This is a genomic window from Ruegeria sp. ABV4_181 (assembly GCF_056158465.1).
On the sequence record NZ_JBSWTI010000002.1, the window covers coordinates 2,615,626 to 2,638,391 of the forward strand.

Sequence of the window (22,766 nt, forward strand, 5' to 3'; positions counted from 1 at the left end):
TATGTCCGCGCGTGATGCTTGTTTGCATCGGCTGAATCGGGCCGACACATAATTGTCTAAAGATTATACCCATTTGCATCACCTGCGCAAAAAACTGCCGAAAATTCCCCCTTGAAATGGTGAATATGAAAGACTTCTTGGCTGCCTTTCGCCTCTGTGTCATAAATCCCGCATCTGGGATGGGAAAAAATTAAGATCGCGCGCGTAACATCGTGTGCAGGCAGGAACAGTACGGGACGAAACAGAAATGACGAAGTGCAGTACCTCGGGCCTGACCCGGCGTGCCCTATTGGGCGCATTCGCAGCTACGGCAGTCGTGGCCGCACCGACTTATTCCAATGCAGCAGGATTCCTTCGCGGCGGTGGCGATATCCGACGCATTCGTATGTATTCCGGTCGCACGGGCGAACGGATCGACATGATATATTGGGTCGATGGGAAATACATCAAGGACGCTGTCAAGGAAGTGAACCACTTCATGCGCGACTGGCGGACCGATCAGGTCAAGGACATGGACCTGCGCACCATCGACATCATGGCCGCCTCGCACAATCTGCTGGATGTCAACGAACCCTACATGCTGCTGTCCGGCTATCGCTCCCCGCAGACCAACGCGATGCTGAGGTCCCGGTCGCGCCGGGTTGCCAAGAACTCGTTGCACATGAAAGGTCAGGCCGCTGATCTACGCCTGTCCTCGCGCTCGGTATCCCAGATGGCCAAAGCGGCCATGTCCTGCCGCGCCGGCGGCGTCGGCAAATACTCCCGCTCAAACTTTGTGCATATGGACTGCGGCGTGGTCCGGTCCTGGGGCGGCTGATACGCCTGTTCCAATTCCAGCCAACGACGAGCGCCGCCCGGCGCTCTTTGTTTTTGGAGCGAAGGCAACGGAAGTCTGACCGCACACGTCTATGAACAGACGTCATCGCCGACGGGATCGGACGCTGGTGGAATAACAGGATTATGGCGCACCTGAGAGGATTCGAACCTCTGGCCTCTGCCTTCGGAGGGCAGCGCTCTATCCAGCTGAGCTACAGGTGCCTTGGCCGTTAGCTAACCTTGTTCCGGTCCGGGTGCAACTGCAAATCTGACCAGAAACGCCCGGTTTCACGCAAAGAGTTCATGCGCCAGTTCCAGCGCGTCAATCAGCGTATCGACCTCTTCCTTGGTGTTATAAAGCCCAAAGCTGGCGCGGCAGGTGGCGGTCACACCAAAGAAATCCATCAGTGGCCCGGCGCAGTGATGGCCTGCGCGCACGGCAACACCCTTCTTATCGAGAATTGTCGACACATCATGGGCATGACCGGCCCCGTCCAACGTAAAGCTGAAAATCGCCGCCTTGTCCGGGCGTGTGCCTTGCACCTGTACCCAGTTCAGCCCCGTGAGCCTTTGCATCGCATAATCACGTATTCCGGCCTCATGCGCGGCGATGTGTTCCATCCCCAGATCCGACATGTAATCCAGCGCAACGCCCAGTCCGATGGTCTGAACGATGCCGGGGGTTCCGGCCTCGAACTTCATCGGCGGATCGTTGTAGATGATCTGATCCTTGCTGACCTCTTTGATCATGTCGCCGCCGCCTATGAAGGGGCGCATTTCGGCCATCCTTTCGGACTTGATATAGATCGCGCCGGACCCGGAAGGACCATACAGTTTGTGTCCGGTGATTGCATAGAAATCGCAGCCAATATCCGACACGTTGACCGGCATGTGCACGGCCCCCTGACTGCCATCCACAAGCACAGGAACGCCTTTTGCATGCGCGCCCTGAGTGATGGCCTTGACGTCCACCACGGTCCCCAGAACGTTGGAACACTGTGTCACGGCGACCAGTTTGGTCTTTGGTCCGATCGCGTCAATCACGGCCTGCGGGTCAAGCCCGCCATCCGCGTCCACATCCACCCATTTCAACACGACACCCTGCCGTTCGCGCAGAAAATGCCAGGGCACGATATTGGCGTGATGTTCCATGACGCTCAGGACGATCTCGTCCCCGGCCTGCAGGCGGGGCATGGCCCAGCCATAAGCGACCAGATTGATCCCCTCCGTCGTTCCCGAGTTCAGGACAATCTCATCCTCGCTTGCCGCGCCCAGAAACCGGGCAACCGTGCCGCGGACGGCCTCATATTTCTCGGTCGCCAGGTTGGACAGGAAGTGCAGACCGCGGTGCACGTTCGAGTATTCTTCGGCATAGGCGCGTGTTACCGCATCAATGACGACCTGCGGCTTTTGCGCCGAGGCCCCGTTGTCCAGATAGGTCAGCGGTTTGCCGTTGACCTGCCGCGACAGGATCGGAAAATCTGAACGGATTTTTTGCACGTCGTACATGGTCTTCTTTCCCTATACCGGGGCGCTGGGCGTCAATGCGAGGACAAATGGCACTGCCACAAGGGCAGACAGCATTATGACCGCAAAGGATTTCCACAGCGATCCGAACTTATGGGCCTCATTCAGGAAATGCAGTGTGACGTAAAGGCTCAGCACGGCAGTGGCGAGCAGCAGCAAAAGCATCAGGAACGGAAGCGCGATGGCGACGACAAGCGTGATGAACAGCGCTGCGATCTGAAGGTATTGCAACCAGACCGTCAGGATCATGATGTCGGCAAACGCCCCGACACCGCCAAGCAGACGCCCGACAAACAGAAACGCCACGATGCTCAGCAACATGGCCCCGGCGGATCGCACCAGATTCAGCAACACCGAATCCGGCGGCGGAGCGGCCTGCCCTTCCGGAACGGGAATCAGCTGATCAATCCCGATCTGAACCAGACCATTCAGGACAACAGCCAGCGCAAAGGCCAGCCACAGAACCTCGCGCCCCGGACGCAGGGCCAGCAACTGACGGGCGGTCTCGGCCGGGTTGGTCAGGGTCTGAACAGCCAGATTTCCAAACGAAGCAACGTTCATTCCGACGCCCTTTGCGATTGCACAAGTCCGGCCAGCCAGAACCAGACGAACACCGCCGTCCAGATCAGCCCGACCCACCATAGCACCGGTCCGGGACCGATGAACCCGGCGACCAGCCCATTCAACAAAACCAGCGGCGTCGAGGACAAGAGCGCCCAGAACAGCGCAAGCCGCGCACCGTACGCGGTGCCCTGCCCGCCCACCAGACGCGCGAGCCCATAGGACAGAAACGCCAACAGGTAGAATATCAGTGGCAGGAAAATAACCGTGCTCAACAAGGCGCCGCCCATCAGCATGTTCAGTTCAAGCCCTTCCAGATGCGCGCGGCGGGCCAGGCCCGGCAGTTGCGCAATGAAGGCAACCACACAGAACCCCATCACAAAGATAAGCGCCCTGTCCTCGCGCTGACCAAGGTCGAGAAGCCGGCGCACGACCCGCCCCGGCCCCCGATAGGTGGCCACGATATCCGAGGTCACCGGCATCAGATGTGCCGCGAGAGCCAGCCTTCCAGGCGGTCCACCATGGCCTCGGCCAGGGCCTCGTCCTCGATTTCATCCACGGCTTCGGCCAGAAAGGCCAAAGTCAGCATGTTGGTGGCATCCTTGGCTGGCACCCCCCGCGACCGCAGGTAGAACAAGGCCGTCTCGTCAATCGCGCCCGAGGTCGAGCCATGCGAACAGGCCACGTCATCGGCATAGATTTCAAGTTCCGGCTTGGCCAGAAACTGGCTGTCGTCATCCAGCAACAGCGACTGGCTGATCTGATAGCCGTCGGTCTTTTGCGCGCCTTCCTTGACCAGGATCTTGCCCTGGAACACGCCGGTCGCGCCGTTGCGCAGAACCTTCTTGAACACCTGACGGCTTTCGCAGTTTATCGCGTCATGGGTGACAAAGACGGTGTCGTCATGGTGGAAGTCACCATCGCCGACACAGGCACCGGCCACATGCGCGACGGCATCGTCACCGGTCAGTTCGACGACCTGCTCATTGCGCGTCAACACGCCGTTCACAGTCAGCGTGAAGGACTTATAGATCGAACTCGCGGCCCAGCCGGGTGAACATATGCGTCGCCGCACGGCGTTCGTGATCTCTGCCCTGCGCGCGCACGTGATGCAGCGTACCGCCATCGGCGATATCAATCTCCATGCACTTGTTAAAGCGCGAGGCCGCCGGTCCGTTCTCCAGAATGGTCACTTCGGCTCCGCTTTCGACCCGCACGATATGGTGCAGCATCGCGTCCGACGTTTCCGATGCGTGGCGGTAGATCAGGCTGATCGGCTTGCTGGGTTTCCCGGTGACATGAATCGCCACCCCATCCGCCGCGAACGCCGTGTTCAGGGCTGCCAATGGCCGCTGCACCGGGGTCTGGCCCCGTGCCTCAAGCACACCGTACAGTTCCTTGGCCCAGTGGATGTCCTTGCAGCAGATATCCTCGATCCGGTCGATCGCAACGCCCTCAAGCGACAGCTCATCCGAGTCTTCCGGGCTAAACACGCCATCAATGAACACGATTTTCAATCGGTCCAGATCGCCGAACAGCATCGGTTCATCCGCATGGAACAGAGCCGCCCGAGGCGCCTCGGGTGAAATCAGCGTTTCGGGGCGGGTATATTTCCAATACTCGTCCCGCCGACCGGGCAGACCCATTTCCAGCACGCGGGCCAGCGCATCCTCACGCGCGGCACGGGTGCATCCTGCGTCCGGCATGACCAGATTGGACAGCCTTGCCTCGGTCGCGGTTTGTTTGACTTCGGGCAGCGCCATCAGTTCACCTCGGCCAGAATGTCGGCATAACCGTTGTTTTCAACCTCAAGCGCCAGTTCGGGGCCACCGGTCTTGACGATCCGGCCATCCGCCATGATGTGCACGACATCCGGCTTGATGTGGTCCAGCAGACGCTGATAGTGCGTGATGACAAGGAACCCGCGCCCTTCGTCGCGCAGCGCGTTCACACCTTCCGCCACCAGTTTCATCGCGTCCACGTCGAGGCCGGAATCCGTCTCATCCAGAATGCACATCTTGGGTTCCAGCATCGCCATCTGGAGGATCTCGTTGCGCTTCTTTTCGCCGCCCGAGAATCCTACGTTCACCGGTCGTTTGAGCATATCCGCGTCGATCTTCAGCGACTTCGCCACCGCACGGACGGCTTTCAGAAAATCGGCAGCCGAAAGTTCGTCTTCTCCACGTGCCTTGCGCTGTGCGTTCACGGCGGTGCGCAGGAAGGTCATGTTGCCCACACCGGGAATTTCCACCGGATATTGGAACGCCAGAAAGATGCCGGCTGCGGCGCGCTCTTCCGGCTCCATCTCCAGCAGGTCCTTGCCTTCCAGTTCCGCCGATCCTTCGGTCACCTCATAGCCGTCGCGGCCCGACAGCACGTAGCTGAGCGTCGACTTGCCCGAACCGTTCGGCCCCATGATCGCGTGCACTTTGCCGGCCTCGACCGTCAAGTCGACACCTTTGAGGATTTCTTTTTCTTCTTCCTCAAGTTTCACGTGCAGGTTCTTGATTTCCAGCATTTTTTGTCCTTTTGCATAACGCAATGGGCATCCTTCCGCCCGGGTAATATCCTATCCCCACAACTTGCGGATCACGCGTGCAACAACCCATCCAAGGATCGCTCCGCCGCCTACCGCCCAGACTGGGTTGATGAAGTCCATATGATTGATGTTGACATAGACGACGCCTAGCAACCCGCCCAATACCGGAAGAGCATAGCCCGCCCAGGTCAGAGCATCATCCTTTTGGACGTGTTTGCGAGGCGTACGCGCCATCAGCCAACCGATCCTTCAAGGCTGATCGCGACAAGCTGTTGCGCTTCCATTGCAAACTCCATCGGCAGTGCCTGCAAAACGTCCTTGCAGAACCCGTTGACGACCAGCGCCACGGCCTCTTCCTCGTCCATGCCGCGCTGGCGGCAATAGAACAGCTGGTCGTCATCCACCTTGGATGTCGTCGCCTCGTGCTCAACCCGGCTGGAGTTGTTCTTGACCTCGATATACGGCACCGTATGGGCCCCGCATTTGTCCCCGATCAGCAAACTGTCGCACTGGGTATAGTTGCGGCTGTTCTTCGCCTTGGGATGCATCGAGACAAGGCCGCGATATGTGTTCTGCGCCTTGCCCGCGCTGATCCCCTTGGAGACGATCCGCGATTTGGTGTTCTTGCCCAGATGCACCATTTTGGTGCCGGTATCGGCCTGCTGATAGTTGTTGGTGATTGCGATCGAGTAGAACTCACCCTGGCTGTCATCGCCGCGCAGGATGCAGGACGGGTATTTCCAGGTCACGGCCGATCCGGTTTCAACCTGCGTCCACATCACCTTGGACCGGTCGCCCCGGCAATCGGCGCGTTTGGTGACGAAGTTATAGATGCCGCCCTTGCCGTTTTCATCGCCGGGGAACCAGTTCTGAACGGTCGAGTATTTCACTTCGGCGTCTTCTTCGACGATGATCTCGACCACGGCCGCATGCAACTGCGCCGTGTCCCGCTGAGGTGCGGTGCAGCCTTCCAGATAGGACACATAAGACCCCTTGTCGGCGATGATCAGTGTGCGTTCGAACTGGCCGGTGTTCTCTGCGTTGATGCGGAAATAGGTACTCAGTTCCATCGGGCAGCGCACGCCCGGCGGGATGTAGACAAACGAGCCGTCCGAGAACACGGCCGAGTTCAGCGTCGCATAGAAGTTGTCCGAAACCGGAACCACCGTGCCCAGGTATTTCTTCACCAGTTCGGGGTGGTCCTTGATCGCCTCGGAGATCGAGCAGAAGATCACACCATGTTTCGCCAGTTCGTCCTTGAACGTCGTTCCAACAGACACCGAGTCAAACACCGCGTCCACAGCGACCTTACGGCCTTCGGCGGGCATATCCTCAGCGCCTTCGACACCAGCCAGAATCATCTGTTCTTTCAGTGGGATACCCAGCTTTTCGTACGTTGCCAGCAGCTTGGGGTCGACCTCATCCAGCGACTTCGGCTTTTCCTCCATCGATTTGGGCCGGGCATAGTAATACTGGTCCTGAAAATCGATCTCGGGATAGTTGACCATCGCCCAGTTCGGCTCGTCCATCTTCGTCCAGCGCTCGAACGCGGACAGACGCCATTCGGTCATCCACTCCGGCTCTTCATTCTTTTCCGAAATCAGACGGACGATATCCGGGTTCACGCCCTTGGGCGCGTATTCCATTTCGATCTCGGTTTCCCAGCCGTATTTATAGGTCCCGACCTCGCGCACCGCATCCACGGTTTCCTGATCGACACCTTCTTTTACCTGGGTCTGGTCCAAAGCGGCCATAAGACACCCTCCGTCAGATCACGCGGCCCGCGCGCGATGCTTTTTCTCTTTTTCCAGCCACGTTTCGGCGAAACGCAGCACATCTTCTTCACTCGTCCGAGGGCCCAGCGACACGCGGATCGCGCTGGCTGCTGTCACCTCGTCGTATCCCATGGCGGTCAGCACCGCACTTGCGCGAACCTTGCCGCTTGAGCAGGCCGAGCCTGCGCTGATCGCAAAACCCGACAGGTCCATCTGCATTACCTGCGTTTCACCTTTCCACCCGGGCGTGGCGAAACACAGGGTGTTGGGCAGGCGGTCCTGACCTTTCCCGACAAAAATAGTAGATTTAGAACCAGCCTCAAGGGCCTTTTCTAGAATATTTCTAAATTCTGCCACCTGCTCCCAAACACCGCTGGCCAGTTCCCGCGCCGCTGCTTCAGCTGCGGCCCCGAACCCCGCGATTCCAATGACATTTTCCGTACCGGACCTGCGCCCCATTTCCTGACCACCGCCCTTGATCTGCGCAGGCAGGTCCGTGCCGCGCTTGATCACGACCGCGCCGACACCTTTTGGCCCGCCCAGTTTGTGCGCGGAAACAAGCGCCATCCGGGTATCCAGCCAGTTGAACGCCACCGGCAGTTTCCCAAATGCCTGCGTCGCGTCAGTCACCGCAAGGCCCGAAGGCAGTTTCTGTACGATACCTGTTTCTGAGTTGGCCAGTTGCAGAGTGGATTTCTCGGGTACGCGCACCTCGACCAGTCCGGATTGCGCGACCGGTAAATCTTCGGTCACCCAGGCTCTTACCGCATCATGCTCAATCGCCGCGCCGTGCAAATCCCGCCCTGCCAGGGTCAGCGCAGCACCCTCGGTTGAGCCCGAAGTGAACACGATATCGGCCCCGTCAGCCCCAAACGCCGCCGCAACCTGCGCCCGCGCGCGTTCCACCAGGGCTTTGGCGGCGCGTCCCTCGGCATGGACCGAGGATGGGTTGCCGACAAGATCCATCGCCGCGATCATCGCGTCCCGCGCCTCGGCGCGCAGGGGCGTCGTGGCGTTGTGATCCAGATAAACGCGACTCATGGATACACCTTTTTTCCGATGCGCGTCCGCCCGGGGTGAGAATTCATCGGCGTCCGCACGTCACTCATCCACAACGGCAAACAGGTTCGGAACGGCCGGGCACGGGGCCAGATCGTTCTTGATCACGTCAGACAGGCGTGTCTGATGCAGGAAGACATAGACATGCGCGCTCAGGCTTTCCCACAAGCGGTTGGTCAGCGATTGCGCCCGGCTGCCCGACGACGCGCCCGAAGCGCCCGCGCCCTTTTGCAGCGCATCAACCGTTTCATCCACGGCTGCCAGAATCTCGACCACACTGATGTCCGATGCCGGGCGGGCCAGCCTGTAACCGCCGCCCGGACCACGTACCGACGCCACCAGTTCCGCCCGGCGCAACTTGACGAAAAGCTGTTCGAGATAGGGCAGCGAGATATCCTGCCGTTCCGAGATTTCGCCCAGTGTCACAAGACCATCCGTGGGCTGAAGGGCGATATCGGCCAATGCAACCATTGCATAACGGCCCTTGGTCGACAGCTTCATTGCCTTTACCTCATGGCAGGTTTCGCGCGAAAACATTGACGCCGCTGCCGCCAGTGCGTATCTCCGACAGGCAGCGCCATTGCGCAAAGTATCACAATTAGAACCGTTCTAAGGTGCCTGAGGATTACCGTCAAGTATATCCAGGCGCTGAGAAATAAAAGACAGGACCAAAGCACACATGCCCGAGGTGATTTTTCCCGGACCCGAAGGCCGCCTGGAAGGCCGCTACCACCCGCAAAAGGAAAAAGACGCACCGATCGCCATCGTGCTTCACCCGCATCCTCAATTTGGCGGGACCATGAACAACAAGGTGGTCTACAACCTGCATTACGCGTTCTACAACATGGGCTTTACCGTGTTGCGCTTTAACTTTCGCGGCGTTGGCCGCAGCCAGGGTGAATACGATCAGGGCGTGGGCGAGCTGAGTGATGCCGCATCCGCGCTGGATTACCTTCAATCCATGAACAACAATTCGAAACACTGCTGGGTTGCAGGTTTCTCGTTCGGGGCATGGATCGGTATGCAGCTTCTGATGCGCCGACCCGAGATTACCGGTTTCATCAGCGTGTCGCCGCCCGCGAATATGTATGATTTCTCGTTCCTGGCGCCCTGCCCGTCCTCGGGTCTGATCATCAACGGATCAGCCGACCGCGTGGCCCCCCCGGCAGACACCACCTCGCTGGTCAACAAGCTGCACGAGCAAAAAGGCATTACCATCACCCACAACGAGGTTGAAGGGGCCGATCACTTTTTCCAGGATCGCCACATGGACACGCTGATCACTGATGTCAGCGACTATGTGAAACGCCGCCTGACCGAGACCACGCGCTGATGTCTGACACCATCACCACCCTTGCCGCCAAACTGGCCGAGGACACGATGAAGGTTATGGACGAGACGGGAAACGACAGGTTTTTCGTCGAAGTGGGCGAGCTGCTTGGCGCGTCCTCGCAAACTCTTGAAGAAGCTTTCCTGACCGAAATCCGCGTGCGGCTGGCGGAACGGAAAGCCCGCAAATTCGTAATTCAGAAGCTGTCGGAACACCGTTCCAAAATGAAGGCGATCGAAAAACAATGACCGAAAGACTGTCTGCGCAAATTGAATTTCTGAAACGCGCGGACAGGTTGAAATCGGTTGAACGCGCCAACAACCTGCTAGACCAGTCGCGCCCAGAAAACGCGGCCGAGCATAGTTGGCAACTGGCGGTCTGGGCGCTGGTGATGGCTCCGCTGGCCGATAAAGGCGTGAATTTCGACCGGGTCATCAGAATGCTATTGCTACATGATCTGGTCGAGATCATCGTCGGCGATCACCCTATTCATCTGGATACGGACTGGCAGGCCCTTGAACTGGCGGAACAATCGGCCGCGGCCGAATTGTTCGGACTATTGCCTGCAGATCAGGCCGCGGATTTTCTGGCGCTGTGGCAGGAGTTTGAAGCCGATCAGACGCCCGATGCCAGATTTGCCAAATGCCTCGACCGCTGTCAGCCTATGTTTCAGGTGCTCTGCGCACCGAACCCGCCCCAGGCACATAAAACGATTGTGCAAGACAACCTGAACGGCGGGCGCGTGGCCTATCTTGAGACCGAATTTCCGGACGCCCATCGCCTTGCATCGGCGTTGCTGCATGGCAAAAAGCCTGCCGAGACTCCGTTCTCGTTGCGCCTTCCGTTTCTGGCAGAGACGGATCAGTTGAAATCCGTCTTCCGCGCCTCGCGCCTTCTTTCCGGCGAACGGTTCGAAAACTCGGCGGAACATTCCTGGCACATCATGCTTTTTGCCTGGGTACTGTCCGAATTTGCCGGGCCGGATGTTTCAACCGACCGCGTGCTGAGAATGCTGTTGCTCCACGATATCGTCGAGATTGATGCCGGGGACCACCCCATTCATGGTCAGGTCGATCACGCGAAACAGGCGGCCGAAGAACAGGCTGCTGCAATCCGGTTGTTTGGGCTTCTGCCAGAGGACCAGGGACAGACATTCCTGACTCTGTGGCACGAGTTCGAAGCGGCGGACAGTGCAGATGCCCGGTTTGCCAAGGCAATTGACCGCTTTCAATCACCGATCGGCAATCTGGAAACGGGCGGTGGTTCCTGGCGGGATTACGATGTCACCTTTGCACAGATCGAACGGCGCGTTGGCGAACCCGTTCAGCGTGGCGCGCCTATGCTGTGGGCATGGCTCCGCCCGCAATTAGTTAAATATTTTTCTGTCAGGGAAGAGGTATAACTTCAGCCGAAGAAAAAGGGGCATAACTGCCCCTTTTTCCCATGTTCCGGCAGACGCCTAAACTTGTGCACTATTCAACCGTTCAACAGACCTGGCTGCATTCTTGTCAACGGACCCCCCGTCTGCAAGCCACCCAAGCGCCACGATTAAAGCCGAAACAAGTATTACGGACTTCGCAAATTTCGTCATACGATACACTCTTTAACAAAAACCTTTAAATAACAGCAGCTTTGTAGCACAGATCCGAATCAGTAAATAGTCAGGTTATCCTGACTTCCCCGACACGCCCGGCGGTTGCGCCAATTGGCCTGCCATCGCCGCCTTCTCTCTTAATTTGGGCTGGTATATTTTGCCGCAGCGCGTTATGCGCGCGGCAACTTCCCGTTCAAAGGCTGACCTCTCATGGACCTGCGCAATATCGCAATCATCGCTCACGTGGACCACGGCAAGACGACCCTGGTGGATGAGCTGCTCAAACAATCCGGCGCGTTCCGGGAAAACCAGGCCGTCGCCGAACGCGCCATGGACAGCAACGATCTGGAACGCGAGCGCGGCATCACCATCCTGGCCAAGGCGACCTCGGTCGAATGGAAAGGTACGCGCATCAACATCGTTGACACCCCCGGCCACGCCGATTTCGGCGGCGAGGTTGAACGGATCCTCAGCATGGTGGACGGCGTTGTCCTGCTGGTTGACGCCGCCGAAGGGCCGATGCCGCAGACCAAATTCGTGACCTCCAAGGCGCTGGCGCTGGGTCTGCGTCCGATCGTCGTGCTGAACAAGGTCGACAAACCCGATGCCGAGCCCGATCGCGCTCTGGACGAGTGCTTCGACCTGTTCGCCAACCTGGGCGCCGACGACGATCAGCTGGATTTCCCGGCCATGTACGCCTCGGGTCGGTCCGGCTGGGCGGACATGGAACTGGACGGGCCGCGCAAGGACCTGACCGCTTTGTTCGATCTGATCGTCGATCACGTCCCGGCCCCGCAACAGGTTGCGCACAAGGACGAACCGTTCCGCATGCTGGCCACCACGCTGGGCAGCGACCCGTTCATCGGCCGCATCCTGACCGGTCGCGTGGAAAGCGGGACGCTGAAGGCGGGTGACAGCCTCAAGGCGCTCAGCCGCGATGGCACGCTGATCGAAAACTTCCGCGCATCGAAAATTCTGGCATTCCGCGGTCTGGCGCAGCAACCCATCGACGTGGCCGAGGCGGGCGACATCGTCACCATCGCCGGCATGAGCAAGGCGACGGTTGCGGATTTGCTGGTCGCGCCACAGGTTGATGAGGCCCTGCCCGCCCAACCTATCGACCCGCCGACCATTACCGTAACCTTTGGCATCAACGACTCGCCGCTGGCCGGCCGCGACGGCAAAAAGGTCCAATCCCGCGTTATTCGTGACCGCCTGATGAAAGAGGCGGAATCGAACGTGGCGATCCGCATCTCTGACACGCCGGGCGGTGAAGCGTTCGAAGTGGCAGGCCGTGGCGAATTGCAGATGGGCGTCCTGATCGAGAATATGCGCCGCGAAGGGTTCGAACTCAGCATCTCGCGCCCGCAGGTTCTGTTCCGCGAACAAGATGGCCAACGCCTTGAACCCGTTGAAGAAGTCACCATCGACGTGGATGACGAGTATTCCGGTGCGGTGATCGAGAAGGTCACCGGCGCGCGCAAAGGTGAACTGGTCGAAATGCGACCGGCCGGTGCCGGCAAGACGCGCATCATCGCCCATGTACCCTCACGCGGTCTGATCGGATATCATGGCGAGTTTCTGACCGACACGCGCGGCACCGGCGTTCTGAACCGGGTTTTTCATGGCTGGGCCGCGCATAAAGGAGCGATCCCGGGCCGCCGGGCCGGAGTCTTGATCTCGATGGAAAACGGTCAGGCCGTTGCTTACGCCCTTTGGAACCTGGAAGAGCGCGGTCGCATGTTTGTTGGTCCGCAGACAGATGTCTATCAGGGCATGGTGATCGGAGAGCATTCCCGCGACAACGATCTGGAAGTTAACCCGCTGAAAGGCAAAAAGCTGACCAACGTCCGCGCCAGCGGATCAGATGATGCGGTGCGTTTGACACCGCATATTCAGTTCTCGCTGGAAGAGGCGATTGCCTATATCGACGATGACGAACTGGTTGAGGTGACACCGAATGCCATTCGGCTGCGCAAACGGTACCTGGACCCGCACGAACGCAAGCGTATGGCAAAATCCGCATAAGACCTGCAGTGACATAGTTCACTCAACGGCAACAATCGCGAACATGTGGTAATATTGCTGCTGACGCAGGGTGCTTCATAACCGAAAAGCCCGCCAAATCGGCGGGCTTACTTTTTGATTTTCTGATCAATTCAACCCTGACGTGCATGGCTTCAGTTTAAATTGCCTCAGCGCCTCTTGAAAATGTGTCTTAAAACGGGTGTAATTGTGTTGGTAATGTGTCGCGGTTGTATTACCTGAAATATGCGGCACGATTTGTTAGTGCAATGAAGTTTGTAACGAGTTCCGAAGGAGTGGCGCCATGCGCGTGAAATCCCGATTATTATCGATTGTTTTTATTTCTGCAACATTCCCCTTAATCTCAACCAGTGCTGCGCAAGCGGAAAGATGTACCGTCAAAACGGCTCGTCAGTCGGTTGCGACGGAAACGTTGTGCGGTTGCTCGGTCGTTGAAGCGCGAATGCTCCGCTATATTCAGCGCCGCAGCGATTTCGAAGACATCCTGGCCCGTACTCTGGAAAGCTGTCCGGCTTTCGCAGCCGTTCTGACCGACATCCCGACTGCAACCACAGCCGCGTCTGATCGCGACGGTGATACGGAAGACGGCGGAATTGACGGCGGCGATGGCGACAACGGTGGCGGTGGCGACAACGGCGGCGGTGGCGGCAATGGTGGCGGCGGCGGCAATGGTGGCGGCGGCGGCAATGGTGGCGGCGGCGGCAATGGCGGCGGCGGCGGCAATGGTGGCGGCGGCGGCAACAGCGGCGACGGCAACGGCGGCAACAATGGCGGTGGCGGCAACAGCGGCAACGGCAACGGCGGCAACAATGGCGGCGGCGGCAACAGCGGCAACGGCAACGGCGGCAACAATGGCGACGGCGGCAACAGCGGCGACGGCAACGGCGGCAATAATGGCGGCGGCAGCAACAGCGGCAACGGCAACGGCGGCAATAATGACGGCGGCAGCAGCAGCGGCGACGGCAATGGTGGCAGCAACGGCAGCGGCAACACCGGCGGCAACTCGGGCGGCGCGGGCAATGGCGGCGGTACCGGTGGCGGCAATGCTGGCGGCCCGGGCAGCGGCGGCGTCTTCTGATCCGCGACTGCAGACAGTTGGTTTGCCCTCTTCTGATGAAGCGAGCCGATCTATAAAAAAGGGCGACAATTGCGTCGCCCTTTACCCGTATCTGTCCTGCCTTTTAAGCCTTAATACATCTTTCGGATCAGGCGCTTAACTGCGGCCGTAGACGCCGACCCATCCGCTGGGCTTTTGCGGATTCTGCATCCGCAAGAAAAGGTAGCGCGTGGCCGACCAGGGTTTGATCTGGTTGGTCAGGTTGTCCAGCACCAAATCTCCGCCCGCCGAGCGGTAAACCAGCACGGCATGAGAATTTCTTTGGGTATCCAGCACGGTTGCGATTAGCAATTTGCTTGGATCGACCCCCGCCCTGATCAGATCTCTCTTCTTCAACAGGGCGAAATCTTCACAATCGCCGCCCCGCGAGGTCGGCAAGGCCCAACGCTCGCTGGTTTGGTACTGAGACTGATCTGTCACCGAACGTGTTGATGCGTTCACACGGCGGTTCACCTGCCGGATTATCTGCATCTCTTGCTGTTTGGAAAGTGAAACGGAAGATTTGCTTGAACAGGCCCAATTGTACTGCCGGCACAATTGCCGCGCGCCAGACGGCGGTGAGGCCACAGCCACGCTGGGGATGAACTTTCCCTCACTGGCAGAAGCAACCGACCCGACCATCGCGGACGCAATGACCAATGCAGACAGCCCGCAAATGCGAACCGAAGCAGTAACCATTCGCGCAAGCGCGGCCTTGAGCTCAATGCCAATAGATTTCATGCCTGTCCCTCGATCCATGTCTCACCCGAGTGATTGCGGACAATTCGGACCGTACCTTGATGGGGTTAAATATCGGTAGACGGCGCCGTTTCTGCAATCTACAGGAAAATTGCAAGTGAAAAGAGGCGGAAATTCGTCATTCAATATGACCATTTCGGGCAAAAACTAAGGGATCACGGTCACAATCAATAGGTGACCGGTCGGGAATTCACATTCGGATATTGCTATAAGTCCCTGAAATTTATGGCCAGGAACCACTGGGTCCAAATTCGGGCGACCACCAAAGTCGCCCGGTTTTTCAGTTGGCTGAAATCCGCGCATCTGGCTGGCACGTTGCACCAGATTGGCGCCGAAATTCTATTCGGTGATCTCGACAACCAACAGTTCACGCTCGCTCGCACCCCGCGCGTGGTCAAGCGCCTGCTGGTATTCGGGAGAGTTGTAGCACTCCACAGCCGCCTCAACCGAAGGGAACCGGGCCACGACATTCCGGGGTCGTTCCTTTCCTTCAAGCTGAACGTACCGCGCCGCGCGGGCGATGAACGCGCCGCCGTGTTTGGCAATCGCGGGCCCGGCCAGCTCTGCGTATTTTCCATAGGCTTCGGCGTCGGTCACCGTTACATGCGCAATCCAGAGTGCGGCCATGTCATCCTCCCAGTACTTGTTCGGCGGCCTTGATGGCCGCATCAGAATTCGAGGCGTCGCGGCCACCGCCCTGCGCCATATCGGGGCGTCCGCCGCCCCCCTTGCCGCCCAGTTCACTGACGGCGGCCCGCACCAGATCAACCGCTGACACTTTGTCTGTCAGATCCGGGGTGACGCCGGCGGCAACGGCTGCCTTGCCGCCCGCATCAGCGATCAGCAAAACCGCGCCGGAACCCAGACGGCTTTTGTGCTCGTCGATCAGGGCGGGAAGGTCCTTGCCGGACACACCGGTCAATGCCTGCGCCAGGAACGGAACGCCGTTGACGTCGCGCGCTTCACTGCCGCCCTGACCCGACCCGCCGGCCATCGCCAGATCACGGCGCAGTTGCGCCACCTCGTTCTGCAGCGACTTGCGCTCATCCAACAACGATCTGACGCGGCTGACCACTGTGTCCGGTTGCGCCTTTAAGTCCAGCGCAATCTGGCCCAGGCGCTGATCCTGTGCCGAGAGGTGTCGGAACGCCTCATCCCCGGTCAAGGCTTCGATCCGGCGAACACCGGCGCTGCTGGCGCTGTCGCCAAGCACGACAAAAGTTCCGATGTCACCGGTCTGACGCACATGCGTTCCGCCACACAGTTCGATCGACCAGGTTTCCCCATCCTGACCTTTGCCTGTCGGCGCCTTGCCCATCGACACAACGCGGACCTCGTCACCGTATTTCTCACCAAACAGAGCCTGCGCGCCCAGTTCGCGGGCATCGTCCGGGGTCATGATGCGCGTTTCAACGGTCGAATTCTGGCGGATGAAGTCATTCACCTCGCGCTCGACCTTCTGAATCTCCTCCGGGCTCAGCGCCTTGGAGTGGCTGAAGTCGAACCGCAGACGGTCATGGGCGTTCAGCGACCCGCGCTGTGCGACGTGATCGCCCAGAGCTTCACGCAGCGCTTCGTGCAGCAGGTGTGTGGCCGAATGGTTGGCGCGGATCGCGGTGCGGCGGGCATGATTCACCTCAAGCTCGACCGCGTCGCCTTTAGACAACGTGCCCTGGCTGACGGTCACCCGATGCGCATAGACCTTGCCTTCGGCAAATTTGCGTGTGTCTTCAACTCTCGCCACGTCCTGCATATTCTCAAGACGCCGGATTTCCCCGGTGTCGCCGACCTGACCACCAGCCTCTCCATAGAAAGGCGTCTGGTTCACGACCACCCATCCGGTCGCGCCCTTTTCGATCTGGTCGACCAAAGCGCCATCCACGATCAGGGCCGCCACCTGCCCTTCGGCTTTCTCGGTGTCGTAGCCAAGGAAATCCGTGGCACCGGCGACATCCAGCACGTCGAACCAGACCGCCTGATCCGCCGACTCACCCGAACCGGCCCATGCCGCACGCGCCTTGGCCTTTTGTTCGGCCATGGCCGCATCAAAACCGTCGGTATCCACGGTCCGGCCCTTTTCGCGCAGTGCATCCTGCGTCAGGTCCAGCGGGAAACCATAGGTATCATAGAGTTTGAACGCGGCGTCGCCAGGCAGGGCCGCGCCCTCGGGCAGACCCGCGACCTCATCATCCAGCAGTTTAAGACCGCGATCCAGGGTTTGCTTGAAGCGGGTCTCTTCAAGCAGCAACGTCTCTTCGATCAACGCCTGCGCCTGCCCCAGTTCGGAATATTGCGCGCCCATCAGTTGCACCAGCGAGGGCACCAAACGGTGCATGACCGGGTCTTTCGCGCCCAGCAGATGCGCGTGACGCATCGCGCGGCGCATGATCCGGCGCAGCACGTAGCCGCGCCCGTCATTGCTGGGCATCACCCCATCGGCGATCAGGAACGAGGTCGACCGAAGGTGATCCGCGATCACGCGATGATGCACGTTTTGGTCGCCATACGGATCGACGCCGGTCGCATCCGCCGATGCCTCGATCAACGTCTTGAACAGGTCCGTGTCATAGTTGTCATGGCTGCCTTGCAGCAACGCCCCGATCCGTTCCAGCCCCATGCCGGTGTCGATCGACTGCATGTCGAGTTCCACCATCGAGCCGTCTTCGAACTGCTCGTTCTGCATGAAAACGATGTTCCAGATTTCAATGAACCGGTCGCCGTCTTCCTCGGCCGAACCCGGAGGGCCGCCCCAGATATGATCGCCGTGATCATAGAAAATCTCGGTGCAGGGGCCGCAGGGGCCGGTCGGACCCATCTGCCAGAAGTTGTCATTGGTGGCGATGCGGATGATCCGGTCTTCGGGCACGCCGACTTTTTTCCAGATTTCAAACGCCTCGTCATCAGTGTGATAAACCGTTGTCAGCAGACGGTTTTTGTCGATGCCGAATTCCTTGGTGATCAGTTCCCATGCAAAAGGGATCGCCTCGGGCTTGAAGTAATCCCCAAACGAGAAATTGCCCAGCATCTCAAAAAACGTGTGGTGCCGTGCAGTATAACCTACGTTGTCCAGATCGTTGTGCTTGCCGCCAGCCCGCACACATTTCTGGGCGGTTGTAGCACGCTGATAATCCCGGGTTTCTACGCCTGTGAACAGGTTCTTGAACTGGACCATGCCCGAGTTCACGAACATCAGCGTAGGGTCGTTGCGCGGGACCAGCGGGCTGGACGCCACCACTTCGTGCCCATGCTTGGCAAAGTAGTTCAGAAAGGTCGATCGGATATCGTTCAGCGTGGGCATAAGGTTCTCTCAGCGCGCAATCATAGTGTGTCGAAACGGGTTTATCCCCGTCCCTGCGGATAGTCCACAGCATTGCAGACGCAGAACGAAACAAGGCGGCCCCGACGGACCGCCCTGTTCAAGACATTATCAAAGACCGTCAGGCTTCGAGGATATCGTCATCCTCGGCTACACCCGGCGGCATGTCGAATTCCAACCCGTGCGCGGCGCGAATCTTGTCCTCGATCTCAAGCGCAACGCGGCTGTTGTCGCGCAGGTATTGCTTGGCGTTCTCGCGCCCCTGCCCGATCCGTTCATCGCCATAACTGAACCACGAGCCCGACTTCTCGACCACCCCGGCCTTGACGCCCAGATCCAGCAACTCGCCCATTTTGCTGATGCCTTCGCCATACATGATGTCAAATTCGACCTGCTTGAAGGGCGGCGCCACCTTGTTCTTGACGACCTTGACGCGGGTCTGGTTGCCGACCACCTCATCCCGATCCTTGATCGCGCCGATCCGGCGAATGTCCAGGCGGACCGAGCTGTAGAATTTCAACGCGTTACCCCCGGTCGTGGTTTCCGGGCTGCCGAACATCACGCCGATCTTCATCCGAATCTGGTTGATGAAGATCACCATGCAGTTCGAGCGACTGATCGAGCCGGTCAGCTTGCGCATCGCCTGACTCATCAGGCGGGCCTGTACGCCCACGTTGCTGTCGCCCATGTCGCCTTCCAACTCGGATTTCGGCGTCAGCGCCGCGACCGAGTCGACGACGACCATGTTCACCGCACCCGAGCGCACCAGCGTATCGGTGATCTCAAGCGCCTGTTCACCGGTGTCGGGTTGCGAGATCAGCAACTCATCCAGATCAACGCCCAGCTTGCGGGCATATTGCGGGTCCAGCGCATGTTCCGCATCCACAAACGCGCACACACCGCCGCGCTTCTGTTGTTCCGCGATGCAATGCAGCGTCAGCGTGGTCTTGCCCGAGCTTTCCGGCCCGTAAATCTCGACAATCCGGCCCATCGGCAGTCCGCCAATTCCCAGCGCGATATCCAGACCCAGCGATCCGGTCGAGCTGGCGTCGATATCCTGCTTGGCATCCTCGCCCAGCTTCATGATCGAGCCTTTGCCGAATTGCCGTTCGATCTGCGCCAGCGCGCTGTCGAGCGCCTTTTGCTTATCTGCGTTTTTCTTGTCGCTCATTGTCAGAAGATCCGCCATTGTCCTGTCGCCTTCCCTTTTGTCACACCCTTGAACGGGCGGCAATCGCTGCTTTGTTCGCCTCTTGTTCCTTATGGGACCAAAAAGAGAACATTTCAACTAAAACTTACAGAACTTACTGTTGGGCAATTGTGTTAAAGAGTCGTTTACGCCAATCTGCGACCGTGACTAAATCCGGCAAAGGGCGAATAAATGCTTGTTTTCTATAAGGAACGCCTTGCGTTTCTCGCTGTCCCCAAAACAGGCAGCACGGCCTATCACTCGGCCTTGCGCGACCGCGCCGACTTTGTGGTTACCGGTCCGCCGGACCTGAAACATGCGCCTGTGCGGCGCTATGACCGGTTTTTCCAGAATATCTTTCGCAAGATGTACGACACCGAAATGGAAATCATGGCCATTGTCCGTGAACCGGTTGACTGGCTGGGTAGCTGGTACAGGTTCCGCAGCCGCGACGCGCGGATCGGGCATTCGCATTCGACCCGGGGCCTCAGCTTTGACGACTTCGTTCAGGCTTATATGCAGAACCCGCGCCCGGAATTCGCCGATGTCGGCAGCCAGAGCCAGTTCTTCCGCACGCGCAGCAACGGTGCCGGCGCGCGTCACGTGTTCAAATATGAAAATCAGGACAAGATCCTAGACTTTCTGCAAACCCGGCTGGACATGAAAATCGACCTGAAACCCGAGAATGTTTCACCGCCTGGCGACCTTTCCCTGACACCGGAAACAGAACAGAGGTTCCGCAAGCTGCACGCGGCGGAATTTGACTGCCACGCCTCGGCGCTCTGACATGGTCAGTTGAGCTGCTGAAACACCGCTTCGGTCAATTGATTCAGCGAGAAGGGTTTCGGAAGGAAGGTGGAATTTGGAATTTCCGGCCCGGAATCACCGAATGCGCCTTCGGTGTAGCCCGACATGAAGATCACCCTGACATCCGGACGCGTTTCCATCGCTTTGCGCACCCATGTCGGACCGTCCATTCCGGGCATGACCACGTCGGTGACAAAGGCGTCAACGTTCAGCGATCCGTCATTGAGCATATGCAATGCCTCTTCGGCCGACCCGGCTTCGAGCACGGTAAAGCCTTTCAGCCGCAAGGCACGCGTCGCGAAGGCGCGCACCGGGGCTTCATCCTCGACCAGCAAGACGACACCTTCGCCCTGCCGGGCAATGGGAGTGTCGGCCCCGGTTGAGTCGGCGGAACTGACTTCGCGGGGCGCGACCGAGACCGGCAGAAGGACTGTGAACTCGGTACCGTGCCCCGGAAGGCTGTCGACGAAGATGAAGCCCCCAGTCTGCTTGACGATACCGTAAACGGTCGACAGGCCCAGACCAGTGCCTTCACCCGTTCTTTTGGTGGTATAGAACGGCTCGAACACTTTTTGCAGCTTGTCGGAGGGGATGCCGACACCGCTGTCGATCACCTTGACAGTGACGTATTCACCGGGTTGTACCGTCGCGCGGTCTCGTTTCAAGGCTTCATTCAGCACCACAACCTCTGTCTCAATCCGCACTTCGCCACCGTCTGGCATCGCGTCGCGCGCGTTGACGACGAGGTTCATAAACACCTGTTCCAACTGCCTTTTATCGGCCCGAACAGGCTTGAGAACGGGATCGTGGCTGAGGGTCAGACGCACTTTCTCGCCCACCAGCCGGTTCAGCAGGTGGATCAGGTCGGAAATCGTGTCCCGAAGATCCAGCACCTCGGGCTGCAGCGTCTGCTTGCGGGAAAACGCCAGCAACTGACTGACCAGGGCAGCCGCACGGTTGGCATTCTGGTTAATCTGAACCAGATCGCCGTAATCCGGGTCGTTTTGATCATGCCGCAGCAACAAAAGATCGCAATGACCTGATATTGCGGTCAGCAGGTTGTTGAAATCATGGGCAACACCGCCGGCCAACTGCCCGACAGCCTGCATCTTTTGACCCTGAACAAACTGCGCTTCAAGCGTCTTGAGCTCGGTCGCGTCGTTCAACACGGCGATCAGGCAGACCTGCCCATTGTTCACCACACGGTTCAGCGTCACCTGAACGAACACCTCCTTGTCCTTGCGCGTCAGCCGCAAGAACTCTGAACGCATTGCGGGTTCCTGCGCGGCGGTCCGCGCCAGCCAGTCCAGGATCGGATAACCAAGGCCGTGCATGATCTGCTCGGCATTGGTTTCACCGGGCACCACATCGCCGATCAGTTTCACGGCCAGTCTGTTGGCTTCGAGAATGCTGCCATCGGGATCAAGGCACATGATTGGCACAGGCAGGTCAGCAAAGGACGCCGCGCTTTCGCCGTGATCAGAGGCGTCTACGGGGAGAAGCAGCACATCCCGAACCGAGCCTGATCGGTTGAGTTCGCACACCGCGACAGAAACCGGGTCGCTGGCCGTTTGGACCTGCGCAATTCCGCCCTGCCCATCGGGTTCGTTCAGAAACACCTTTCTCAGATTTTCGGGCCGCCGCCCCAACAGGTGTTCGGCCGCTGTGTTCACTCGAAGCAACGCGCCGTTTCGGCCTTCGGTCAGAACCGGAACGCGGACCTCATCCCAATGGCCATGCGCGTCCAGATGAAACCGCCAGCAGAACAGACCATTGCCGACGCCGAACACGGCCACCGGGATTGTCGAACCGACGGTAACGATGTCTTCCCGCGCCCTTCCATAAATCTCGGCCTGCGATTGAAGCCGCAGCAAAATGGCGGGCGGATTGGCAAAAACGGATTTCAGGCATCGCTCAAGCCGGTTACCTGCACGCGCCTGAAGCTGCTCTGTCGCCTGGGCGTTGCATGTCAGAACGTCACCCTGGGCATTTGCAATCAGACAAGGACAGGCGTCCTGATGGGCGAAAGCCGCCATCGCCTTGACGGCCTGACGCACCGAATAGTCCGCGATCTGCCCCTTGAGAACGACAAGGAACGCGGCCGCCAACAGCGACACTCCGGCGACAACAAGGCCGATGCTCCAGTTCGGCGGCATTAGCCCCGCGATCGGCGACAGGCTCAGCACTGCACCGAAGGCAACAAGCGAGGCCAGTCGAAATCCGGACGGGGCTTTTTGAAGAGAAGGGTCAGAAAAAATTTCCGCAGTTTCAGACATAAACAACTCAGATCAGAGGGCTTCGGTCAAATCAGCCCAAATAAAGTTAATGCCCGCTTAAAGGAAACCGAACACT

The 22,766-nt window shown here is 58.9% G+C and carries 20 protein-coding genes, 1 tRNA gene and 1 pseudogene; 7 read left to right on the forward strand and 15 right to left on the reverse strand.

Annotated features, from left to right (window positions below; genetic code table 11):
* Positions 1-247 precede the first annotated feature (247 nt).
* The gene (gene mepK, locus ACXAC3_RS12985; RefSeq protein WP_475160744.1) at positions 248-817 is read left to right on the forward strand and encodes a peptidoglycan L,D-endopeptidase MepK; all 570 of its coding nucleotides are present in this window, start codon (positions 248-250) and stop codon (positions 815-817) included.
* Between the two features lie 144 nt (positions 818-961).
* Here mepK and ACXAC3_RS12990 read toward each other — a convergent pair.
* From ACXAC3_RS12990 to iscR, 10 genes and pseudogenes are all read right to left on the reverse strand, one after another.
* Positions 962-1,038, reverse strand: a tRNA-Arg gene (locus ACXAC3_RS12990).
* A 66-nt stretch (positions 1,039-1,104) separates the two neighbouring features.
* Positions 1,105-2,325, reverse strand: a complete 1,221-nt coding sequence (locus ACXAC3_RS12995) for a cysteine desulfurase (RefSeq protein WP_475160746.1) — start codon at positions 2,323-2,325, stop codon at positions 1,105-1,107.
* A 12-nt stretch (positions 2,326-2,337) separates the two neighbouring features.
* A complete protein-coding gene (locus ACXAC3_RS13000; RefSeq protein WP_475160747.1) occupies positions 2,338-2,904 on the reverse strand; it encodes a YIP1 family protein in 567 nt (188 codons plus the stop codon).
* Entirely contained in the window at positions 2,901-3,386 is a 486-nt protein-coding gene (locus tag ACXAC3_RS13005) for a YIP1 family protein (protein WP_475160748.1), read from the reverse strand. The genes ACXAC3_RS13000 and ACXAC3_RS13005 overlap by 4 nt, the downstream gene beginning before the upstream one ends.
* Positions 3,386-4,667 (reverse strand): annotated as a pseudogene (gene sufD, locus ACXAC3_RS13010) (Fe-S cluster assembly protein SufD). The gene ACXAC3_RS13005 and the pseudogene sufD overlap by 1 nt, the downstream one beginning before the upstream one ends.
* A complete protein-coding gene (sufC, locus tag ACXAC3_RS13015) occupies positions 4,667-5,422 on the reverse strand; it encodes a Fe-S cluster assembly ATPase SufC (protein WP_475160749.1) in 756 nt (251 codons plus the stop codon). The pseudogene sufD and the gene sufC overlap by 1 nt, the downstream one beginning before the upstream one ends.
* Positions 5,423-5,473: 51 nt before the next feature.
* The gene (locus ACXAC3_RS13020; RefSeq protein ID WP_475160751.1) at positions 5,474-5,677 is read right to left on the reverse strand and encodes a hypothetical protein; all 204 of its coding nucleotides are present in this window, start codon (positions 5,675-5,677) and stop codon (positions 5,474-5,476) included.
* Complete coding sequence (gene sufB, locus ACXAC3_RS13025; RefSeq protein WP_475160752.1) at positions 5,677-7,197, reverse strand: Fe-S cluster assembly protein SufB; 1,521 nt, start codon at positions 7,195-7,197, stop codon at positions 5,677-5,679. The genes ACXAC3_RS13020 and sufB overlap by 1 nt, the downstream gene beginning before the upstream one ends.
* A gap of 18 nt (positions 7,198-7,215) precedes the next feature.
* Positions 7,216-8,259 carry a cysteine desulfurase family protein gene (locus ACXAC3_RS13030; protein WP_475160753.1) on the reverse strand — a complete coding sequence of 348 codons (1,044 nt, stop codon included), beginning with the start codon at positions 8,257-8,259 and terminating at the stop codon, positions 7,216-7,218.
* Positions 8,260-8,319: 60 nt separating this feature from the next.
* The gene (gene iscR, locus ACXAC3_RS13035) at positions 8,320-8,778 is read right to left on the reverse strand and encodes a Fe-S cluster assembly transcriptional regulator IscR (RefSeq protein WP_475160756.1); all 459 of its coding nucleotides are present in this window, start codon (positions 8,776-8,778) and stop codon (positions 8,320-8,322) included.
* Between the two features lie 178 nt (positions 8,779-8,956).
* On the opposite strand from iscR, the gene ACXAC3_RS13040 reads away from it, so the two are divergent.
* The 5 genes from ACXAC3_RS13040 to ACXAC3_RS13060 all read left to right on the forward strand — a co-directional run bounded on the left by ACXAC3_RS13040 (position 8,957) and on the right by ACXAC3_RS13060 (position 14,325).
* Complete coding sequence (locus ACXAC3_RS13040) at positions 8,957-9,610, forward strand: alpha/beta hydrolase (RefSeq protein ID WP_170450609.1); 654 nt, start codon at positions 8,957-8,959, stop codon at positions 9,608-9,610.
* Positions 9,610-9,855 (forward strand): hypothetical protein, encoded by a 246-nt coding sequence (locus ACXAC3_RS13045; RefSeq protein ID WP_475160760.1) that lies wholly within the window; start codon positions 9,610-9,612, stop codon positions 9,853-9,855. Before ACXAC3_RS13040 ends, ACXAC3_RS13045 begins: the two co-directional genes overlap by 1 nt.
* Positions 9,852-11,009, forward strand: coding sequence for an HD domain-containing protein (locus ACXAC3_RS13050; protein WP_475160763.1), 1,158 nt, complete (start codon positions 9,852-9,854; stop codon positions 11,007-11,009). The genes ACXAC3_RS13045 and ACXAC3_RS13050 overlap by 4 nt, the downstream gene beginning before the upstream one ends.
* 402 nt (positions 11,010-11,411) lie before the next feature.
* Complete coding sequence (typA, locus tag ACXAC3_RS13055; RefSeq protein ID WP_475160766.1) at positions 11,412-13,229, forward strand: translational GTPase TypA; 1,818 nt, start codon at positions 11,412-11,414, stop codon at positions 13,227-13,229.
* 460 nt (positions 13,230-13,689) lie between these two features.
* Positions 13,690-14,325 carry a hypothetical protein gene (locus ACXAC3_RS13060; RefSeq protein WP_475160768.1) on the forward strand — a complete coding sequence of 212 codons (636 nt, stop codon included), beginning with the start codon at positions 13,690-13,692 and terminating at the stop codon, positions 14,323-14,325.
* Between the two features lie 135 nt (positions 14,326-14,460).
* Here ACXAC3_RS13060 and ACXAC3_RS13065 read toward each other — a convergent pair whose 3' ends face one another.
* The 4 genes from ACXAC3_RS13065 to recA form a co-directional block, all read right to left on the reverse strand.
* The gene (locus tag ACXAC3_RS13065; RefSeq protein ID WP_475160771.1) at positions 14,461-15,084 is read right to left on the reverse strand and encodes a transglutaminase-like cysteine peptidase; all 624 of its coding nucleotides are present in this window, start codon (positions 15,082-15,084) and stop codon (positions 14,461-14,463) included.
* A 357-nt stretch (positions 15,085-15,441) separates the two neighbouring features.
* Positions 15,442-15,729: a DUF1330 domain-containing protein gene (locus ACXAC3_RS13070; RefSeq protein WP_475160774.1), complete on the reverse strand. Its 288-nt coding sequence runs from the start codon at positions 15,727-15,729 to the stop codon at positions 15,442-15,444.
* Position 15,730: 1 nt separating this feature from the next.
* Complete coding sequence (alaS, locus tag ACXAC3_RS13075; RefSeq protein ID WP_475160777.1) at positions 15,731-18,400, reverse strand: alanine--tRNA ligase; 2,670 nt, start codon at positions 18,398-18,400, stop codon at positions 15,731-15,733.
* Positions 18,401-18,539: 139 nt separating this feature from the next.
* Positions 18,540-19,607, reverse strand: coding sequence for a recombinase RecA (gene recA, locus ACXAC3_RS13080; protein ID WP_475160780.1), 1,068 nt, complete (start codon positions 19,605-19,607; stop codon positions 18,540-18,542).
* Positions 19,608-19,799: 192 nt separating this feature from the next.
* On the opposite strand from recA, the gene ACXAC3_RS13085 reads away from it, so the two are divergent.
* On the forward strand, positions 19,800-20,393 hold the full coding sequence (locus ACXAC3_RS13085) for a gamma-glutamyl kinase (RefSeq protein ID WP_475160782.1): 594 nt from the start codon (positions 19,800-19,802) through the stop codon (positions 20,391-20,393).
* A 5-nt stretch (positions 20,394-20,398) separates the two neighbouring features.
* Here ACXAC3_RS13085 and ACXAC3_RS13090 read toward each other — a convergent pair whose 3' ends face one another.
* Positions 20,399-22,690, reverse strand: coding sequence for a hybrid sensor histidine kinase/response regulator (locus ACXAC3_RS13090; protein WP_475160786.1), 2,292 nt, complete (start codon positions 22,688-22,690; stop codon positions 20,399-20,401).
* Positions 22,691-22,766: the final 76 nt, after the last annotated feature.

What these genes read in the sequence shown, in the direction of transcription:
- mepK (WP_475160744.1), top strand. Translation starts at nt 248, where the DNA reads ATGACGAAGTGCAGTACCTCGGGCCTGACCCGGCGTGCCCTATTGGGC.
- ACXAC3_RS12995 (WP_475160746.1), bottom strand. Translation starts at nt 2,325, where the DNA reads ATGTACGACGTGCAAAAAATCCGTTCAGATTTTCCGATCCTGTCGCGG.
- ACXAC3_RS13000 (WP_475160747.1), bottom strand. Translation starts at nt 2,904, where the DNA reads ATGAACGTTGCTTCGTTTGGAAATCTGGCTGTTCAGACCCTGACCAAC.
- ACXAC3_RS13005 (WP_475160748.1), bottom strand. Translation starts at nt 3,386, where the DNA reads ATGCCGGTGACCTCGGATATCGTGGCCACCTATCGGGGGCCGGGGCGG.
- sufC (WP_475160749.1), bottom strand. Translation starts at nt 5,422, where the DNA reads ATGCTGGAAATCAAGAACCTGCACGTGAAACTTGAGGAAGAAGAAAAA.
- ACXAC3_RS13020 (WP_475160751.1), bottom strand. Translation starts at nt 5,677, where the DNA reads ATGGCGCGTACGCCTCGCAAACACGTCCAAAAGGATGATGCTCTGACC.
- sufB (WP_475160752.1), bottom strand. Translation starts at nt 7,197, where the DNA reads ATGGCCGCTTTGGACCAGACCCAGGTAAAAGAAGGTGTCGATCAGGAA.
- ACXAC3_RS13030 (WP_475160753.1), bottom strand. Translation starts at nt 8,259, where the DNA reads ATGAGTCGCGTTTATCTGGATCACAACGCCACGACGCCCCTGCGCGCC.
- iscR (WP_475160756.1), bottom strand. Translation starts at nt 8,778, where the DNA reads ATGAAGCTGTCGACCAAGGGCCGTTATGCAATGGTTGCATTGGCCGAT.
- ACXAC3_RS13040 (WP_170450609.1), top strand. Translation starts at nt 8,957, where the DNA reads ATGCCCGAGGTGATTTTTCCCGGACCCGAAGGCCGCCTGGAAGGCCGC.
- ACXAC3_RS13045 (WP_475160760.1), top strand. Translation starts at nt 9,610, where the DNA reads ATGTCTGACACCATCACCACCCTTGCCGCCAAACTGGCCGAGGACACG.
- ACXAC3_RS13050 (WP_475160763.1), top strand. Translation starts at nt 9,852, where the DNA reads ATGACCGAAAGACTGTCTGCGCAAATTGAATTTCTGAAACGCGCGGAC.
- typA (WP_475160766.1), top strand. Translation starts at nt 11,412, where the DNA reads ATGGACCTGCGCAATATCGCAATCATCGCTCACGTGGACCACGGCAAG.
- ACXAC3_RS13060 (WP_475160768.1), top strand. Translation starts at nt 13,690, where the DNA reads ATGCTCCGCTATATTCAGCGCCGCAGCGATTTCGAAGACATCCTGGCC.
- ACXAC3_RS13065 (WP_475160771.1), bottom strand. Translation starts at nt 15,084, where the DNA reads ATGAAATCTATTGGCATTGAGCTCAAGGCCGCGCTTGCGCGAATGGTT.
- ACXAC3_RS13070 (WP_475160774.1), bottom strand. Translation starts at nt 15,729, where the DNA reads ATGGCCGCACTCTGGATTGCGCATGTAACGGTGACCGACGCCGAAGCC.
- alaS (WP_475160777.1), bottom strand. Translation starts at nt 18,400, where the DNA reads ATGCCCACGCTGAACGATATCCGATCGACCTTTCTGAACTACTTTGCC.
- recA (WP_475160780.1), bottom strand. Translation starts at nt 19,607, where the DNA reads ATGGCGGATCTTCTGACAATGAGCGACAAGAAAAACGCAGATAAGCAA.
- ACXAC3_RS13085 (WP_475160782.1), top strand. Translation starts at nt 19,800, where the DNA reads ATGCTTGTTTTCTATAAGGAACGCCTTGCGTTTCTCGCTGTCCCCAAA.
- ACXAC3_RS13090 (WP_475160786.1), bottom strand. Translation starts at nt 22,690, where the DNA reads ATGTCTGAAACTGCGGAAATTTTTTCTGACCCTTCTCTTCAAAAAGCC.